This is a genomic window from Oceanobacillus rekensis (assembly GCF_002153375.1).
In the GTDB taxonomy this organism is placed as follows: Bacteria; Bacillota; Bacilli; order Bacillales; family Amphibacillaceae; genus Oceanobacillus; species Oceanobacillus rekensis.
The window spans coordinates 287,172-305,907 of record NZ_MTBQ01000004.1 but is presented as its reverse complement, the minus strand read 5'-3'; the positions used below and the strand labels follow the sequence as shown (position 1 = coordinate 305,907).

At 38.0% G+C, this 18,736-nt stretch carries 20 protein-coding genes; 18 read left to right on the top strand and 2 right to left on the bottom strand.

What is annotated here, in order from left to right; genetic code table 11:
• Positions 1–36 precede the first annotated feature (36 nt).
• Positions 37–255, bottom strand: a complete 219-nt coding sequence (locus tag BV906_RS12250; RefSeq protein ID WP_087973838.1) for a hypothetical protein — start codon at positions 253–255, stop codon at positions 37–39.
• Between the two features lie 279 nt (positions 256–534).
• Between BV906_RS12250 and BV906_RS12245 the strand changes: the two genes are divergently transcribed.
• From BV906_RS12245 to BV906_RS12180, 14 genes are all read left to right on the top strand, one after another.
• Positions 535–1,257, top strand: a complete 723-nt coding sequence (locus BV906_RS12245) for a GntR family transcriptional regulator (RefSeq protein WP_342744386.1) — start codon at positions 535–537, stop codon at positions 1,255–1,257.
• 149 nt (positions 1,258–1,406) lie between these two features.
• Entirely contained in the window at positions 1,407–1,829 is a 423-nt protein-coding gene (gene phnG / locus BV906_RS12240) for a phosphonate C-P lyase system protein PhnG (RefSeq protein WP_087973834.1), read from the top strand.
• A 25-nt stretch (positions 1,830–1,854) separates the two neighbouring features.
• Positions 1,855–2,451 carry a phosphonate C-P lyase system protein PhnH gene (phnH, locus tag BV906_RS12235; RefSeq protein ID WP_087973832.1) on the top strand — a complete coding sequence of 199 codons (597 nt, stop codon included), beginning with the start codon at positions 1,855–1,857 and terminating at the stop codon, positions 2,449–2,451.
• The gene (locus BV906_RS12230; protein WP_087973831.1) at positions 2,451–3,566 is read left to right on the top strand and encodes a carbon-phosphorus lyase complex subunit PhnI; all 1,116 of its coding nucleotides are present in this window, start codon (positions 2,451–2,453) and stop codon (positions 3,564–3,566) included. The genes phnH and BV906_RS12230 overlap by 1 nt, the downstream gene beginning before the upstream one ends.
• Positions 3,556–4,422: an alpha-D-ribose 1-methylphosphonate 5-phosphate C-P-lyase PhnJ gene (locus BV906_RS12225; protein WP_087973829.1), complete on the top strand. Its 867-nt coding sequence runs from the start codon at positions 3,556–3,558 to the stop codon at positions 4,420–4,422. Before BV906_RS12230 ends, BV906_RS12225 begins: the two co-directional genes overlap by 11 nt.
• Positions 4,415–5,257: an ATP-binding cassette domain-containing protein gene (locus BV906_RS12220; RefSeq protein ID WP_087973827.1), complete on the top strand. Its 843-nt coding sequence runs from the start codon at positions 4,415–4,417 to the stop codon at positions 5,255–5,257. Before BV906_RS12225 ends, BV906_RS12220 begins: the two co-directional genes overlap by 8 nt.
• A 14-nt stretch (positions 5,258–5,271) precedes the next feature.
• On the top strand, positions 5,272–6,453 hold the full coding sequence (gene phnM / locus BV906_RS12215) for a phosphonate metabolism protein PhnM (protein WP_087973825.1): 1,182 nt from the start codon (positions 5,272–5,274) through the stop codon (positions 6,451–6,453).
• 15 nt (positions 6,454–6,468) lie between these two features.
• On the top strand, positions 6,469–7,188 hold the full coding sequence (gene phnL / locus BV906_RS12210; protein WP_087973824.1) for a phosphonate C-P lyase system protein PhnL: 720 nt from the start codon (positions 6,469–6,471) through the stop codon (positions 7,186–7,188).
• The gene (locus BV906_RS12205) at positions 7,178–7,999 is read left to right on the top strand and encodes a PHP domain-containing protein (RefSeq protein ID WP_087973822.1); all 822 of its coding nucleotides are present in this window, start codon (positions 7,178–7,180) and stop codon (positions 7,997–7,999) included. The genes phnL and BV906_RS12205 overlap by 11 nt, the downstream gene beginning before the upstream one ends.
• 163 nt (positions 8,000–8,162) lie before the next feature.
• Positions 8,163–9,206 (top strand): PhnD/SsuA/transferrin family substrate-binding protein, encoded by a 1,044-nt coding sequence (locus BV906_RS12200; protein ID WP_425435195.1) that lies wholly within the window; start codon positions 8,163–8,165, stop codon positions 9,204–9,206.
• Between the two features lie 479 nt (positions 9,207–9,685).
• Positions 9,686–10,450, top strand: coding sequence for a phosphonate ABC transporter ATP-binding protein (gene phnC, locus BV906_RS12195; protein ID WP_087973819.1), 765 nt, complete (start codon positions 9,686–9,688; stop codon positions 10,448–10,450).
• A gap of 217 nt (positions 10,451–10,667) precedes the next feature.
• Entirely contained in the window at positions 10,668–11,453 is a 786-nt protein-coding gene (gene phnE, locus BV906_RS12190) for a phosphonate ABC transporter, permease protein PhnE (RefSeq protein ID WP_087973817.1), read from the top strand.
• On the top strand, positions 11,453–12,325 hold the full coding sequence (locus tag BV906_RS12185; protein WP_087973815.1) for an ABC transporter permease subunit: 873 nt from the start codon (positions 11,453–11,455) through the stop codon (positions 12,323–12,325). The genes phnE and BV906_RS12185 overlap by 1 nt, the downstream gene beginning before the upstream one ends.
• 276 nt (positions 12,326–12,601) lie before the next feature.
• Positions 12,602–13,198: a YpjP family protein gene (locus BV906_RS12180; RefSeq protein ID WP_087973814.1), complete on the top strand. Its 597-nt coding sequence runs from the start codon at positions 12,602–12,604 to the stop codon at positions 13,196–13,198.
• Between the two features lie 632 nt (positions 13,199–13,830).
• Here BV906_RS12180 and BV906_RS12175 read toward each other — a convergent pair.
• Positions 13,831–14,541, bottom strand: a complete 711-nt coding sequence (locus tag BV906_RS12175; protein ID WP_087973812.1) for an NAD-dependent protein deacylase — start codon at positions 14,539–14,541, stop codon at positions 13,831–13,833.
• A 162-nt stretch (positions 14,542–14,703) separates the two neighbouring features.
• On the opposite strand from BV906_RS12175, the gene htpG reads away from it, so the two are divergent.
• The 4 genes from htpG to BV906_RS12155 all read left to right on the top strand — a co-directional run bounded on the left by htpG (position 14,704) and on the right by BV906_RS12155 (position 18,682).
• Positions 14,704–16,581 (top strand): molecular chaperone HtpG, encoded by a 1,878-nt coding sequence (gene htpG, locus BV906_RS12170; protein WP_087973810.1) that lies wholly within the window; start codon positions 14,704–14,706, stop codon positions 16,579–16,581.
• A 359-nt stretch (positions 16,582–16,940) separates the two neighbouring features.
• Positions 16,941–17,351 carry a transcriptional regulator Spx gene (gene spx / locus BV906_RS12165; RefSeq protein ID WP_087973808.1) on the top strand — a complete coding sequence of 137 codons (411 nt, stop codon included), beginning with the start codon at positions 16,941–16,943 and terminating at the stop codon, positions 17,349–17,351.
• 48 nt (positions 17,352–17,399) lie between these two features.
• Positions 17,400–17,708, top strand: a complete 309-nt coding sequence (locus BV906_RS12160) for a hypothetical protein (protein WP_087973806.1) — start codon at positions 17,400–17,402, stop codon at positions 17,706–17,708.
• 233 nt (positions 17,709–17,941) lie between these two features.
• Positions 17,942–18,682: a hypothetical protein gene (locus BV906_RS12155; protein WP_087973805.1), complete on the top strand. Its 741-nt coding sequence runs from the start codon at positions 17,942–17,944 to the stop codon at positions 18,680–18,682.
• Positions 18,683–18,736: the final 54 nt, after the last annotated feature.

Below are 18,736 nucleotides of genomic sequence, written 5' to 3'. Positions count from 1 at the left end.
CACGTGAAGTGAAGGCTTCTTAAGTAAACTATACGCTTATTCTGCTTCTTCCTCTTCCTCTTCATCCGGTTCTGCTGGGTCTTCAGTTTCCGGATCTTCAGTTGTTGGATCTCCGGATGCAGGTTCTTCAGTTGCCGGTTCTTCAGTCGCTGGATCCTCTGTTACTGGCTCTTCTTCTTCAGCTCCACAGCCTACCAAAATGCCTGCAGAAAGAAGAGCAATCATCATGCCTACTGTTAACTTTTTCAGTTTCAACCTAATCACCTCTCCTAAAAAATTTGACTCTTCTACAGTATAAAGCAACTTTTTTAACTTAGTGTTAAGTTATTGTGTAAATATTTAAACAAATCACATTAATCCGTTACTTTTGTTCTACTAAACATTTAATAATCTATGATAGAGATTATTTTGTACTATCACTACAGGGAAAATGGCCCGTAACCTGAATACCTATATTTTTCCTAATTATCTTAGATATAATATAATCGAAAGAGTCATACTTTAAATAGTGAGATTAAACGAGTAAGGGAGTAGATTTTTATTTCAGCTGAAAAAGAAGCCATAATTGTTGATGATATTCTACGCTGTATTGCGACGGGAGAATTAAAACCTGGTGCAAAGCTTCCTTCTGAAAATGAACTTGCAATGCATTATCATGTACCGAGAATAACAGTAAGGAATGCATTTACTAAATTAGAGGAACGAGGTTATATCTACTCAAATCAGGGAAAAGGGAGATATTTAAAAGAAGGATCTATGCAAATTCAATTGCATTTAACTGATAAAATCAGTTTCACAGAAAAGATGAAGAAATTAGGCTATGATGTGGAAACAAGGAATATTTATTGTGAAAAAATTAAATTTGACCCTGACATTTATCAGATTTTACATGCGAATGAAGAGAATAGCATCTATAAGGTTGGAAGGCTACGCTATATAAATGGTGAACCGATCGCGATACATTATTCATTTGTAAGTGAATCGAAATTTCCAATGATTAAGGAAGACGGTCCGACAATTGAATCGATGTTTGCGTATTACCGAAAGCTTGGACATAAAGACTTTTCAAGCAGTAAAACATTGCTAAGCATTAATTTTCCGACCTCTGATGAGCAGCAAATGCTTGGTTGTAAAAGTATGGTTCCCCTCATTGTCGTGGAGAGTAATTGTATGGATGGACATTCAAAAGAATTACTGGAACATACTAAGGTTTTATACCGAAGTGATAGGTTTAAATATGATATAACAATGGACTAGATTGTTAACAGGTTAGGAATCCGTATTGGTTTCCTACCTGTTTTTTTATGTCAATTGTTAAGCTGATTTACAAATATCATACAGAAACTTAAAACATGGGAACTTGGCGACAAGTTAAGCTAGTTATATAAAGGAGGTTACATCGAATAATGAAGAGGCGCAGAAGAACAGAAATTCTGATTCAAGGTGATCCCTTATTGGCTGAAAACCTTGCTGAATCCATTATAACTACATACGAATGTCAGGAAATTATTCCCCCGCAATATGGACTTACGATGGTCAAAATGCGTGAGTCTGCGAAGAATTCTTTATTTTATATTGGTGAGGTCCTTGTGACGGAGGCAAAGGTGGAAATTAAGGGCAATCTCGGAATTGGAATTGTCGCAGGTATACAGGAAGAACTTGCTAAATATTTAGCGATTATAGATGCGGCATATAAAGCCGATTTACCCGAAACAGTAGAATGGGAGCCCAGACTTTTGGAAGCTGAACGAAACATCACTCGGGAGCGGGCTAAGAAACAAGCGGAACTATTTGAAACGAAGGTGGACTTTCAAACAATGGACGTCTAAATAAATACAGAGAGGAGAGAAAAGTATGGCGATTGATCAAGTACATGATTTACAGGCGGTTTATCGGGAATTATTGCATAGTATGTCACGCCCGGGTTCGATTTCATTCATTCAGGAAACCGTCGAAAGGGCGGGTCACAATCTGCCTTGTTATGATGCAACATTCATTTGTGCGATGACACTTCTTGATGCAGAGGTTACATTTCATATCCTTTCAAAGAATAACCAGGATCTAATTGAGAAAATCTCTGAATACACACTGGCAAGCTATGCTCCGGCTAGTGAAGCTGACTTTATCATTATATTACGTGAGGATACGGAAGCAGAGATTATCGATTGTATGGAGCAATGTAAAATTGGTAATTTAATAGATCCTCAAAAATCTTCAACATGGATTATAGAAAGCACACCACTATCAAATGAAAGGGGCCGCCTATTATCGGGTCCGGGAATTAAAACGACATCAACACTAAAGGCGAGCTTTACAGAAGCTTTGTGGCAAACAAGAAATGAGTGCACGAAGGAATATCCATTAGGAATTGACATGATTTTTACAGACGAAAAAGCACAGCTTGTCTGTGTGCCCCGAACGACGAAGATAGAAATGACGGAGGTGGACTAATGGGCTATGTTGCAGTAAAGGGTGGAACAAATGCAATTGAGGCCTCCATTAAGCGGTTAAAGTATGAACGCTTAAAAGGTGAGGAAATAATCGAAATCAACACCATTCTGTCTTCCATGAGAAGTATGGTTGACCAAGTTATGTCTGAAAGTAGTTTGTATTCACCATATCTCGCCGCACTGGCGATTAAACAGGCAGAGGGAAGCATGGAAGAAGCAGTGTTCCTTATGCGCGCACATCGTTCTACATTACCAAGACTCTATTACAGCCAAACGGTTGAATCTGAGGAAATGCTTGTTGAGAGGCGTATTTCAGCCAGTTTTAAAGATATACCGGGTGGCCAATTATTAGGTGCAACAAAAGACTATACACATCGATTACTCGATTTTGATTTAATAGAAGAAAATGCAGAAGGTAATCAACAGTGGTTGGATGACTATTTAAAAGAATTAGAAACAATCGAAGCAGCGGAAAGTGTTACATATTTTCCTAAGGTGGTCGACTATCTGCGTGAGGAAGGTTTATTTGAAAACTATGAAGCCGATAATACACCGCCAACAGATATAACGAAACAGAGTTTACATTTTCCTGCATCTCGTAGTGCAAGATTACAAGTGCTAACACGGGGGCAAACAGGCGCAGTGACGTCCCTTGGTTATGCATCCTTAAGAGGTTATGGACAAGTACATCCTACCGTTGGTGAAGTTCGTGTCGGGTCATTGCCAATTTATGTATCTCATCCAAATGAAGCGGAACAGAATATGGAGGATGAATTTTACATTGGTGATATTACCATAACAGAAGTGGAATCATTCGTTCCAGTTACAGTCAAAAATGAAAACAATGAACAGGAGTTGGAATTTGAAATTGGCTATGGCGTCTGTTATGGGCAAAACGAAACAAAGGCAATTGCAATGAGTATTCTAGATCAATGTTTGGAAGACCCAGAGTCGAACTTTCCCACACATGACGAGGAGTTTGTTTTATTGCACATCGATTCGGTTGAATCAACAGGTTTTATGTCCCATTTAAAATTACCACATTATGTTACATTCCAATCGAAATTGGATAGTGTCCGTCAAGTAAAGAAAGGGGGACATATAAATGAAGACTAAAACGCAATTTGCATTTTTCGATGAAGGATCCAAAAAGGAAATAAGGCGTGCCATTTTAAAAGCTGTTTGCATCCCAGGATATCAGGTTCCATTTGCCTCCAGGGAAATGCCAATCGCACGTGGTTGGGGAACAGGAGGATTACAGATTACACTGTCGATTATCGGTAAGAGCGATGTGCTAAAAGTCATTGACCAAGGTGCAGATGAATCTGTTAATGCAGTGAGCATTAAGAAACTAGTTCATTCGACGACAGGAGTAGAACTGGTAGAACGCACACAAGATGCAACGATCATTCAATCGCGGCACCGTATTCCAGAGGTGCCGTTAACGAAAGAACAAATTCTCGTTTTACAAGTTCCAGAACCGGAGCCACTTCGGAAGGTAGAGGCTAGAGAATTCATGACAAAAATCCTCCATTCAGAGAATGATTATAGTGGTGCATGGTTAATGCTTTTTGAACAAATTATGAAATATGGAAGAACGGCTACTGGAGCGGACCACCCAGTATATGTGAATAATCGTTATGTAATGGCACCTAGTCCAATTCCAAGATTTGATAATCCAAAAATGCATCAGTCGGAAGCATTAATTCTTCTTGGTGCAGGCAGAGAAAAGAAAATATATGCCATACCACCTTTTACAGATGTGGAGTCACTGGCATTTGATGACTATCCATTTACAGTTGAATCGTTTGAAGGCAAGCACTGCCACTTATGTGGTGCAACAGACGTCTTTTTGGATGAATTGGCAGATAATCAAACAGGTGAAAGCCTTTTTCAATGTAATGATACGAGCTATTGTATGGATCGGTTAAATGCGGTAGAAAAAGTTGAGGTGGAAGGCAGCTATGTATGAAGAACCAATACTACGTGTGCGAAATTTAGAAAAACAATTTGGAGATGGATGCAAGCATTGCATGCAAGGAGCTATAAGAAATTTAGAGAAAAATTATTGTCCGGCCTGTGGCACTGTTTATGCTTGCCAAGATATATCGTTTGATTTATTTCCCGGAGAAATATTAGGAATAGTTGGTGAAAGCGGCAGTGGTAAATCTACCATGATGCAATGCTTATATTTTGATGCAGATGTAACGTCAGGTGAAGTTTATATCAATGGTGAACCCGACTTAAAAGACCAGAATATATTTGAATTGTCCAGGCAGCAAAAGCGCTATATAAGAAACCATCAATATGGCATGGTATACCAAAACCCTGTACATGGGTTGAAAATGAATTTTTCCTCCGTTGGAAATATTGCAGAGAAGTTGATTGAAGCAGGAAATCGCAATGTATCTGAAATGGAAGCAACGAGTAAAGTGTTGTTGGAAAGCGTACATATCCCCTTGTTTCGAATGAAAGAAGAGCCTCGGAATTTTTCCGGTGGTATGCAGCAAAGGGTTCAAATTGCCAAGGCACTGTCGAACAATCCACCAATTCTCTTTTTAGATGAAGTGACGACAGGTCTGGATCTATCTGTCCAGGCGAGTGTACTGGATTTAATCAAAAGACTGCAACGGGAATTAGGCATCAGTATGATTGTTGTTTCCCATGATTTAGCAGTTATACGTATGCTTGCAGATCGTACTATTGTTATGTTGAATGGTTCCATCATTGAAGAAGGTTTGACAGACCAAATCTTGGAGGACCCACAACATGCTTACACGCAACAATTAGTCTATTCACTATTATAGGAGGAAAAGTCACGGTGTATATCATTCATAATGGAAAAATTATAGCAGAAGAGAAAATTTTAGATAATCATGCGATTGTCGTTGCAGGTGAGGTTATCCAGGAAATTATTCCCCAATGGAGGATATCTGATTATCCAAACGCAAAGCTGATTGATGCAAAGGGTGGTTATATTTCACCTGGTTTTATAGATATTCATTCTGATTATATTGAGGGAATCGTCTCGCCACGACCGACAAGCATGATGGATATCAATATTAGTTTAAGAGAGGCAGAAAAAATATTAATCAGTCATGGAATTACAACGATGTTTCATTCGCTTTCTTTTTATCGGGAAGACGTGTTTACACATAAGCCGATGCGCTATCCGAAGAATGTTCAGCGTTTAGTAGATGCGATTGATGCAACACATAACGAATTGCATCTGATCCGCCATCGCTTGCATGCCCGGTTTGAAATAGACAATATTGACGAGGTTGACCGCCTTATTGAAAATATTGAAAATGATAAGGTCCATTTACTATCATTTATGGATCATACGCCAGGACAAGGACAGTATAGAGATTTAGAAGTATATCGGGATACTTTAAAAGGTTATCGCGACCTGACCGACAGCGATGTTCAAACGATTATTGCAGAACGCCAAAGCTCGACATTTATGACCATTGAAAAAATAAAAGATGTTGCAGAAATTGCACTTGCTAAAGGGATTGCTGTTGCATCACATGATGATGACAATATAAGCAAATTAGACTTGGTAAAATCATTTGGAACGACGATTAGCGAGTTTCCAATTACGTTAGAAGTTGCTAAAAAAGCCAAAGAAATGGGACTACAAACAATTGCCGGAGCTCCAAATGTGCTGTTAGGCGGGTCACATTCAGGGAATTTATCCGCAGCTGAAGCAATTAAACACGATTGTGTTGATATTCTGTGCAGTGACTACTATCCAGCAGCATTATTACATGCAATATTCGAGCTAAATGAAAAGTATGGGAATGATTTGCACCGTATGTTTATGATGGTCACGTTAAACCCGGCAAAAGCAGTAAGAATGGACGATGAAATAGGCTCGATAAAGCGTGGTAAAAAAGCTGATTTACTCATTATAGAACGAATGGACGATGGCTATCCAATGCTTACGACAACAATGGTAAATGGGGCGGTTATTACCACGACAAATTATCGAATTAAATAAAGAGGGGGTAACCTAATGCCAATGCTTGAAGTAGTTGATTTTGGTAAGCGATTTACGATTCATCATTTAAATAAAACGATGCATGCTGTTGAGCATATTGATTTCTCGCTGGGAAGGGGGAAATTCATTGGTATTGTAGGAAAAAGTGGCAGTGGAAAATCAACCATTTTGAAGAGTATCTATCGTACCTATTTACCTGATACTGGTCAGATCTTCTTTAATTCTGAACGTTTTGGCAGCATCGATTTATGTAACGCTTCGGAAAGAGAAATATTATATTTACGTAAATATGAAATTGGTTATGTATCTCAGTTTTTAAATGTAATGCCTAGAACTACATCAAGGCAACTTGTCGAAAAGGCACTACTTGAAATGGGTACAACTGAAAAGGTCGCACGAATGGAAGCGGAACAAGCATTAAACCATTTTGAAATTGATCAAAAACTATGGGATACCTATCCGAATACATTTTCCGGCGGGGAAAAATTACGCTTGAATATAGCGATGGCTACAGTAAAAAAGCCGCGGCTGTTATTGCTCGATGAACCAACGGCAAGTTTGGATCAACAGTCAAAAATAAAAGTTCGTGAAATCATTGAAAAATTAAAAGCGGATGGGACAACATTAGTCGGTATTTTCCATGATATTGAATTTATGGAAGGACTTTGTGATAAGGTCTTCGATATGAAAACGAGACAATTGATTTGGGAAGCTGGTATTTCGAATGAAAGCTGACTTACATGTTCATAGTACCTATTCAGATGGCGCAAGTTCAGTCCTGGAAGTGATGAGCCTAGCAAAACAAAACGGTGTGACACATATTAGCTTTGTAGATCATGATACGGTCCAGGGACTCGAGGAAATACGACGACAAGGCGATATACATGGAATTGAAGTTATACCAGGAATAGAAATTTCAGCATATGACTTTAAAAGGAATCGAAAGGTCCATGTGCTTGGATACAACTATCATCCAGATGCAGTGAATATCAAAGCGCTTTGTGAGCCAATACTGGAACGCCGGAATAAGCATTCCCTATGGCAGATCGAACAGATAAGAGCAGCCGGATATATGCTTGAGACGCAAGAAATCATGGAATCTGCAAAACCAAGTATGGCAGTTTATAAGCAGCATATTATGCAGCATCTGACGAAGGAATCTTTTTCTTCTGAGAAGTATCAAACGCTTTATAAACAACTGTTTAAACAGAAAGGCGTGGCAGCAGGTGATATTAAGTATGTAGACGTTTTTGATGCTGTAAATGCTATTGTAGCTGATGGCGGGTTGGCGGTTGTTGCCCATCCAGGTCAGCTGGACTCCTATGATATAATTCCGGAACTTGTTGACATTGGACTTAGCGGTATTGAGCGTAATCATATGGACCATGATCTAGAGGATATGCAGAGAGTGGAGTCATTAGCTATAAAGTACCGTCTTTTCATGACAGGTGGAACAGATTATCATGGTTCCTTTGGAACAGCTATTTCTATTGGGGATATTACCAGTCCAGATATGCAAATGTTTTGTGAATATAAACTTTCTTAATTTACTGTTAAGACATTGTAAATATCCGATTTTCCCCAAAAAATTATGTTTAAATGGTACATGTCTGGGTAAGCTATACGATTTAATTTATTGCTTCCTTCAATCGGTCACCCGGAGAAAGGTAAGTAGGCAAGTCTAAATAAAAAAGTGAAAAGGAGATTTGATGATGAAAAGGAATAACTTTTTAGTTGGAATGCTTTTCGTATTTGCTTTAATGTTAGCTGCTTGTTCAAGTGGGAATGCTGAGGGTGGAAGTGCAGAAGTAGATGAAGTTATAGACATTGTTTGGTATCCAAATGAATCTGGTAATGATATGAAGTCTTCTCGTGATGAAATTGGAAGTGTCATTGAAGAAGCAACGGGTAAGGAAGTAGAACATCATTTAACGACAGATTATGCAATTGCGATTGAAACATTGGTTAATAATAATGCAGATTTGGCATTTATGGGGGCACAAGGATATATCGAAGCTAAAAATGGCAATGATGCGATCACGCCTTTAGTCGTACCATCGGGAGAATCAGGTACATTAGATGATGCTGTATATCATAGCTGGTTAGCAGTGAATGTCGAGAACCAAGAGGATTTCAAAGTAGACGGTGAATTTTCAGTTGATACAATCGCAGATAAAAGCTTTTCGTTTGTATCAAACAGCTCAACATCTGGATTTAAAGTGCCATCATCAAGTATCCTAGCTCATTTTTCTGAACAAGAGGAGTATGCAGATTTAACAGAGGAAGACTTAATGGAAGGTGGGCCATTATTCTCCCAGGTATTATTTGGTGGTTCTCACCAAGGATCAGCCGTTAACTTACTTAATGGTACTGCAGATGTAGCAGCATTTTGTGATACTTGTGTAGAGAATTATGTAGAAGTTGCTGAAGGTGATGTGAATACAATAGGTGCTGTTTACAAAGTTAAGGACGATGCAGCAGAACCATTCAACACCGTAACAGGTAGCGAATTTACATTAATGAGTGTAACTCCAGTACTTAATGCACCTTTTGCAGCGAATTTAGATGTTTTAGGTCAGGAAGACTTTGATACGTTGCAAGAATTATTTACTTCGGATGAAGTTGCAAACAATGAGGAAATCTTTGTACCTGAAGATTCAGGAAATCCGGGATTATTCCACAAATCAGCAGATGAAAGATTTGTAGAAGTTGAAGACGAATGGTTTAACCCGATTCGTGAGCTTTCCAACTAAACGAGTAGAATAGTAACGATAAACACTGAGCTTTGTAGAGTATGCATGTACGAATAGTGCATGCATACTTTAATCTTTTAAAAAGGCTGTTTTCGCATGGATTGTTGTTATCTACCCCGTTGTCGAGATAAACAACTTCGGCGACCGCACTGGGAAATACACTACGCTTTTCGCGGGGGCTGGTGAGCCAACTTGCGCTAAAGCGCTACGTTGTCTCACCGATGCTTCTCGTCCCGCAGAAGTCTACGTGTGTTTCCCAGAGTTGGTTAGAGGGTTACAGGACAATGACTATACTTGCTAATAGCTGAAAAAGCATCTTATAGCCTCACCAGTCCGGGTGAGCGGAGGGCGGTGACTCCTGCGAAAAGCACGTACTTATAGTTATCATTTACCTCGCAGTTTATAGAAACAGCGAAGTTAAATAAGCAATAAAATTTAATCAAAGAGCCTTTAAATAAATAAAAAGGGAGCCAATTAACATGACGTTGTTACAAGTTGAAGGACTTGGGAAATCCTATGAATCGGAAACCCAAGTATTAAAGAATGTTAATTTTGAAGTGAAAACAGGTGAATTTGTTTCCATTATTGGCCCATCAGGCGCAGGTAAGTCCACGCTTTTACGTTGTATTAATCGAATGGTTGAAATCAATGAGGGCAGGGTCCTTTTTAATAATCTTGACGTAGGTACATTAAAGAAAAAAGAACTGCGAAAATTGCGTACCGATATTGGAATGGTTTTCCAGCATTATAATCTAGTACCACGCTTAACGGTAATCGAGAATGTACTTCATGGTAGATTTGGTTATAAAACGACAATGCAAGGTATATTAGGCAGATTCACAGAGGAAGAAAAGGAACATGCATTTTTCCTGCTTCAAAAACTTGGTATTGAAGATCATGCTTATAAACGCTGTGATCAATTAAGTGGTGGGCAACAGCAACGAGTTGGAATTTGCCGGGCACTTATACAAGATCCGAAACTGATCCTTTGTGACGAACCGATTGCTTCTCTTGACCCAAACTCCTCAAAGGTTATCATGGACCACTTAAAGTCCATTACTACAGAGATGGGTATTACATGCCTGGTGAACTTACATCAAGTGGAAGTAGCTCAAGATTACTCTGACAGAATCATTGGTTTGAAACAAGGTGAAATTGTTTTTGACGGAATGGGCCGATTGCTTCGTGAAGAACAGATTAATCATATTTACGGAACAGAGCTGAGGGAATTAATAACAGTATAAATGCGGGTTCAAAAAGGGAGGGTAAAAAGGAGAGGTCAGCTCATTTCTCAGGCGTCTTGGGACTGCGGTTACTCGTCCCACCGAAAACATTGGGACTGCGGTTACTCGCTCCGTCGAAAAGCTTAGTTATAGCTCCGACACTAGCACGTCCTGTGGATCGAAGTTCGACGCTTCCTTTTACCGTACTTTTGAACAACCTCTATAAGGAGCTATTAACGTGAATGATAAAAAGATGAGACAGAGCAGATGGATCCCTATGATTTCCCTAATAATTATAATCGTCATTACGTATGCATCAGCGACAATTACCGAGTTTAATTTTATAGAAGGTCTTGCAACCATTCCGCAAGCATTGAGCTGGATTGTTGCAAATTTGTTTATTACCCAGGAATCATTAGAGAAATTACCTACAATATTAGTTAAATTAAACGAAACTATTTTTATGTCCATCGCAGCAACAACGCTTGCAGCAGTTGTTTCCTTATTTTTAGGTTTAATGGGATCGAAAACGACAAAGGTTAATAATGTTTTTAGTGTTATCGCCAGGTTTATTGCCTCCTTTTCAAGGAATATTCCAGTTGTGGCATGGTCACTTATTTTGCTGATTTCATTCGGTCAAAATTCAATAACAGGATTTCTGGCATTATTTGTTGGGACACTAGGTTTCCTAACGAGGGCTTTTATTGAATCGATTGATGAGGCAAGTGTAAGTTCAGTGGAAGCATTACGAGCAACTGGAGCGAACTATTTCCATATTGTTAACAAGGCAGTTATCCCACAAAGCCTGCCACAAATGCTTAGCTGGATTCTATTCATGATTGAAACAAATATACGGAGTGCAACATTGGTTGGAATTTTAACAGGTACTGGAATTGGATATGTATTTGACCTGTATTATAAAACGTTAAACTATAATGCTGTTGCACTCGTTACTTTTACAATTGTCATCGCCGTCATTGTTATTGATTTGATTTCAAACCGAATACGGAAGGTGATTCTATAATGGAGACAACAGAAACAATAAAAACAATCGATACAGCGTACATAAAAAGAACAAAGAATGGCCGAATAAATATACGTTCGGGAAATAAAATTGACCTGGTGATTAAGTGGACAATTTTCATGCTGACGGTTTTATCAATAATGGCTTTTTTCTTCTTTGATTATACTGGATTACAGCTGGTACGAGCGATCACGGAAACTGCTTATAATTTAAGAGTCATGTTTCTGGAACCGACTTTGAATCATTTCAGTTGGGGAGAAGCATTTCACCAAATTGGTATTACGGTTGGTTTGGGTGTTTTAGCAACAATTATTGGAGGAATTATTGCCCTCTTCTTATCCTTTATGGCTGCAGAAAATCTATCCAAACCATGGATTTCCAAAACAGTGCGAGTAGTTGTAGCCTTTATTCGTGCCGTACCGACAGTATTATGGGTACTAATTTTTGCGATAGCAGCTGGACTCGGAAGTGAAGCGGCTATACTTGGGATGTTGTTTCACTCGATAGCTTATCTAGTTAAAGCCTTCTCAGAGGCTTTTGAGGAAGTCGATCCAGGTATTTTGGAAGCAATGCGGGCAACTGGATCCAACTGGTGGCATATTGTCACACATGGCGTACTACCCTCCACATTTACCTATTTATTATCATGGACTTTTTTGCGGTTTGAAATTAACTTCGGCGTTGCTGTTGCAATGGGAGCAGCAGCAGGTGCAGGTGGGATAGGATTTGAATTATTTATGGCATCAGGATTCTATTTCGATCTTCGAGAGGTTGGATTTATCACTTATGCAATCCTCATTATTGCGATTGTTTTGGAGGTTATATCAACCAGGCTGAAAGATCGTTTCTTCCCGTCATCTGTAAGTAATTGATAAAGGAAATGAATGAAGCCTTCATGCTATGTGGAGGCTTCTAAAAAGAATACAGTTTAATCTCCCCGAAAAAAATGGAAATAAGGCATTCCTCATTCGTTAATTATTCCATAGAACGATAACAAAATTTGATGAATTTTTGTAGATTCAAAATCGACAAATTTTTATAGTGGATAAATTATGTAAATTTTTAGTAAAGGTCAAAAATAAGATAGACATATTTTTCTAGCGTGGTAAAATTTAATTAAGAATGCTACATGAGAAGGTGAAAATCCGATGAAACTTTGGATGAGAAAAATAGCGGTTGTTTTTATTACGATTTTAACATTAGGTTTGTATACGCCGACAACTCTATTAGAAGTAGATGCAGAAGACAGCAATGATAATGTTTCTTCAAAAGCAGCTGTAAATGAAGCTGTTTCCGATTCGATGGAAGCAAAACAGATTGACTTTGACATCGATTATAGTAAAGACTATGTGATTAATCAACTTACTGAAAAAGCAAAAGAACAAACAATTACTAAATTTGGCCCTAAAATTGCCAGCCAAGTGGAAGATGAATTTACGGCAGTCATTTTACCGAATATCGAAGCAGTAATCCATACAATAGTGGAAGAAAACGCGGAAACTGATTATACATATTTCGCGATTACAGAACAACCTGCAAAAGGGTATGGTGAAAGAATCTTTAACGTGTATGATCATCAAAAAGAAGAGGATGTCGCAACGTTTCATGTCCGACGTGATAACCGCCCATTGGAAGGGCACTATTTTAATTTCCACTATCATTTAAGTAGTGAAGGATTTAAAGAGCACCATGATATTGGAGAAATCTATTGGGATAAAAACACACCACCGAAATGGATGGCCTAATAAGCTAGAGCTGTTTTCTGATAGATTGGGACTGCATCAAGGGTTCGTCCACCGAAAAGATAGTTGCTATTGCCACAAAAGATATAAACTGCGAAGTAACTGCTGGTTGATTTCTATAAGGTATGTAGAAACTTCGGCGACCGCTCTGGGGAATATACTTTGCGCACCTTAGGGCGGCTGGTGAGCCTCTTCATGCTAACGCATTTCAGAGTCTCATCTATGCCTTTCCTCCTGCAGGAGTCTTCGTATATTTCCCAGAGCTGGTTTGGAGTTTATAAACTATTAACTGCATTAGTGATTGTTATAAAAATCTCATCATAAAGCTTCAAAAGTCCGGGTGAGCGGAGGGTGGTGACTCCTGCGGGAACAGTACGTGTCCGAAGACCAGAAGAGTGGTTTTCTCTTCGGGGCTGAGGCCGTGCCCGAGGAATGCATCCGCCCGCAGCGATCCCGGACGGCGGCAATAGCATAATTTTTTGTGAATAAGCTTAAAGTTATGTCGCAGTTTTCCGTGCGAGTATTATAAAGCAACAGTTCTTTTCGATGGGGCGAGTAACCGCATCCCAAACATTAATCAAAGAGCCTAAGCTAAAGACAAAAGAATCTCCTTTAGATTAAGAGATTCCTTTGCTTCATATTGAGATATTTAATTCCTGCAGTAGCTCACCTATTTTTCTATCGTTTACAACCTGATCTGCATAAAGGTCCATTTCCGTTTTTTCCTGATTGACAATAACTAATTTCGCTCCACTTTCCTTGGCAATTAGAGGAAACTGATTTGCTGGAGTTACGCTTAATGAGGAGCCCAACACGATAAATAAATCAGCTTTTTGTGCTTCGGAAAGTGCAAGTTGAAACGCTTCTTCTGGCAATGTTTCCCCAAATAATACGATGGATGGGCGAAGAACCCCACCACAATTACAGTGATATTCTTTTTTAACATATTCGTTACTGTCATAAATTTTCCCGCAACGTTGGCAGTGTAATTCTTGTAATGTACCATGAAGCTCTGCAACACGATTACTACCTGCCAACTGGTGAAAACCATCCACATTTTGTGTGATAATTGACTGGATGTTGCTTTGCTTTTCCCATTCAGCCAAGATGTAATGTCCTTTATGTGGAAGATATTCCTTCACACCGAGTACGCGCTCACGATAAAATTCTATGAATTCGTTTACGTTAGTATTCAATGCATCTGTACTTGCTATTTCACTCGGGTCCTTTTGCCGCCATAATCCTTGATTGGAAGAGCGGAAGTCAGGAAGTCCACTCTCTGTCGACATTCCTGCACCGGTGAAAACAACCGTATAGTTAGCTTCATCTAACCACTTTTTTAGCATATGATTCCCTCCAGAGCGTTTTATAAGTTTCATTATACATTCATATCCATCGGTCCGGCTATTATAATTGACAGTTAAAAGTGAATATGTTATTAAAAGTATAGGGTTAGCACTCTGCTATCGAGAGTGCTAAAAGATAGATTTTATGAAGGAGAGAAAATAATGGGTAAAAGAAAATTTAAAGCAGAATCCCAAAAACTTTTGGATATGGTTATTAACTCGATTTATTCGCAACGAGAAGTATTCTTGAGAGAACTTATTTCCAATGCGAGTGATGCAATTGATAAGATTTACTATAAAGCATTAACAGATGATAATTTAACATTCAATCAAGACAGCTATTACATAAAGATTGATGCAAATAAAGATAATCGGACATTAAAGATTACTGATACTGGTATTGGAATGACGAAGGAAGATTTGGAAAGTAATCTTGGAGTTATTGCCAAAAGTGGTTCCCATACGTTTAAATCAGAAAATGAGATTAAAGATGGCCATGATATCATTGGGCAGTTTGGTGTAGGTTTCTATGCTGCATTTATGGTAGCGGATAAAGTCACCGTAATCAGCAGATCTATCGATAGTGATGAAGCGTTCATTTGGGAATCAAAAGGTTCTGATGGCTATACGATCAAACCTGCTGAAAAAGAAGAAGTTGGTACAGAAATCACATTGGAAATCAAAGAGAACCAAAAAGAAGAGAATTATGATGAGTTTTTGGAGCAATACCGTCTAAAACAAATCATTAAGAAATACTCCGATTTTATTCGCTATCCAATTAAAATGGATATAACCGAAAGCAAGCTTAAAGAGGGCAGTGAAGATGAATATGAAGATATCATCGAAGAACAAACGATCAATACAATGGTTCCAATCTGGAAAAAGAATAAGAGTGAGCTGACAGATGAGGATTATGAGAACTTCTATCATGAAAAACATTACGGCTTTGATAAACCATTAAAACATATTCATATTAATGTGGATGGTGCAGTGCGTTATAATGCTATTCTTTACATTCCAGAAAATGCGCCACATAACTATTACACAAGAGAATTTGAGAAAGGGCTTGAGCTATATTCCAACGGTGTATTAATTATGGATAAATGTGCTGATTTGCTTCCAGATTACTTCAGTTTCGTTAAGGGGATGGTAGACTCTGAGGACCTTTCGCTAAATATTTCCCGAGAAATGCTGCAACAAGATAGACAACTAAAAATAATCGCTAAAAGTATCAATAAGAAAATTAAAACTCAATTGCTCAGCGTCCTAAGGGATGATAGAGAAAAATACGAAATATTTTATAAGTCTTTTGGTCAGCAATTGAAATTCGGTGTTTACAGTGATTATGGACAAAATAAAGATCTGCTGCAGGATTTACTCCTGTTTTATTCTTCCAAAGAGAAGAAGTTCGTCACACTGGAGGAATATGTTTCCAGAATGCCTGAAGATCAAAAATATATTTATTATGCATCGGGCGAATCGAATGAGCGTATTGCAAAACTTCCACAAACCGAAATGGTTGCAGATAAAGGATATGAAATTCTTTACTTCACCGATGAAATTGATGAGTTTGCAATTAGGATGCTAATGAACTATAACGAAAAAGAGTTCAAATCCGTATCAAGTGGTGACCTAGGTTTTGAAGATGATCATCAAGATACAACGGAAGAAGAGGCAAATGAAAACCAAGATTTGTTTGAAGCAATGAAAGGAATTCTAACTGATAAAGTGAAAGACGTACGTGCATCCAAGCGATTAAAATCTCACCCGGTTGTGTTAACTGCAGACGGGGAAATTTCCCTTGAAATGGAAAAGATTATTAATGCGATGCCTGATGACCAACATATTCAGGCTGATAAAGTACTGGAAATTAACGTAAACCATGACGTATTCCAGACATTAAAGAACTTACTAGAGAAGGATGAAAATAAGTTGAAATTGTACACAAATATTTTGTACAATCAGGCGTTGCTTATTGAGGGGCTGCCAATCAATGATCCTGTGGAATTCACAAATGATATTTGCAAGGTAATGGTTTAAACGGTTTAACATGCTCCTGCTTTTTTGCAGGGGCTTTTCCTGCAATTGTAAAAGTAGCGATTAGTAACTTTCCTGATTCAATTAATAAAAAAATAGTGTGTTAAGGATTAAAGTTTTAAAGAATAGGGAAGAACAATAAAGAATGATTATGTACCCTGAATATTTCAGTCATAAATTAGACAAATTTCAATGATAAAAGTGACACCTTGTCATGAAACATATTGACATATGACATTGTGTTATTTATCATTAGAATTACAGAGATGACGATGTGTCACATTGAGATGTAGTAAACAAAGTATTACAGGGAATATCTTTAAACAAATTCAAAAATTAACTTTGAAAACGGGGTATGATATATGACAGTAACTATTTATGGAGCTGCCTGTTCGTCCACAAGAAAAGCTAAACAGTGGTTTACCAAACATAATATTAATTATGTCGTAAGAAATGTGACGAGAGATGTATTAACGGTTCATGAACTTCAAAGTATCTTACGAATGACCGTTGAGGGGACAGATGAAATTATCTCTACAAGGTCAAAAGTGTATAAAGATTTGAATCTTGATATTGAATCATTGCCACTACAAGAGCTACTCGAATTAATTCAGGAGTATCCAAGACTACTAAGAAGTCCAATTATTGTCGATTCTAAGAGACTCCAGGTAGGCTACCATGAAGATGATATTCGTCAGTTTCTTCCTAGAAAGACTCGTGAACATCAATGGCTGCAATGGAGAATGAATCACCTTAGCCTTGCAGAGAGCTAAAAGATACGAAATAAAAGGAAGCACGGTGTCATGTAATGGAGGGTTATGATGAATTTGATAGCAGAGCAGGCGTATGTAAAGATTGTTCGGGAAGTAAGCAGTCTGGATCAAATAGATATTGAACAGAAGCGAATGATTTATTTATATGATGAAAAAATTGTGACCCAGCATAGAGAGTTTTTAATAGAAAATGTTCTGGATATCTCTTATCGCTTTATCGGTAGTGATGGCGGATTATTATATTTACATACAACAAACGGGGTATATTCCTATATATTAAGGACATCTCCGGAGGCATTCGTCAAGGCATTTAAGAACTACCGTGAAACATTGCACCAAAGCAAAGGTAATTTATAAGCAAATGTGTAACCACCTACCTGAAATTTATTCCTCCATCTAAGAAAGCGTGAAAGGCAGTAGATTGCCGAGTACAGTAGCTAGTAGAGATGTCCTGCATTCCATCCATCAACATTAATTTCTATAATTTAAAATCCTTAGAACAGCTATCAAAGATGGCTGTTTTTCTTTACTTCCACATGGTTTGAGAAATGCATAGGATAGAAGCAGTAATGGATAAGGAGTGCAAATCAATGGGATTATACATTAATGATACAAACCATAAAAACATGTATAAAAATATGGAAAATATACTGCCACCCAATCAGGGATATTTTATAAAAAGCCATATATCTGAAGTAATCCAGGAGCAGCAACGAGTAAACAAGACACTATTACGTTCGTTTCATGAGCTATCGAATAGATATGACGAGCAGGAAGATAACCATTCTACAAGGTGGGAAGAATTAAGAAGCCAATTAAACCAGTTGCAACAGATGAATGCGCATCATGAAATAATGGAACAACAGGTTATGGATCAATTAAAACAAGCTGATGCAAGTCATCAAATGCTTCAAAACCAATTCGAAGTAGAGAAATTATCAAAACAGCAAGTGATGGGTCAGCTTGAACAGTTAAAATCTTCACAAGAAATGGTCAAGAAAATGTTGGAAAGTATTACAGAGGCAAACGATCAGCTAATTTTAAAGATGGATGAACAGACAAATGCTCAGGAAAAAATGTCTGAGGAAATAGCCGCAAAAAGTGGTTCCAATGAAAAGTTTACGCTGAGATTGGATAATCAGGAAGCAGTAATGGAAAAAATAACGAGGCAGATTGACTATTTTAGAGGTCTTTTATTTGAACGTACCAATTATTTGTCGGAAAAAATAGACCAGACATCATCTTCTATACGAAGCATGACTTCAGGATCTGACCAACAGCAAAAAAGCTATCTAATATCCCAAAAGCAAAAAGAAAAAAGTAATAAATAAAAAGAGGCGATACAGTTTGCGATGCTGTATCGCCGATAAAAATATAATCATAAG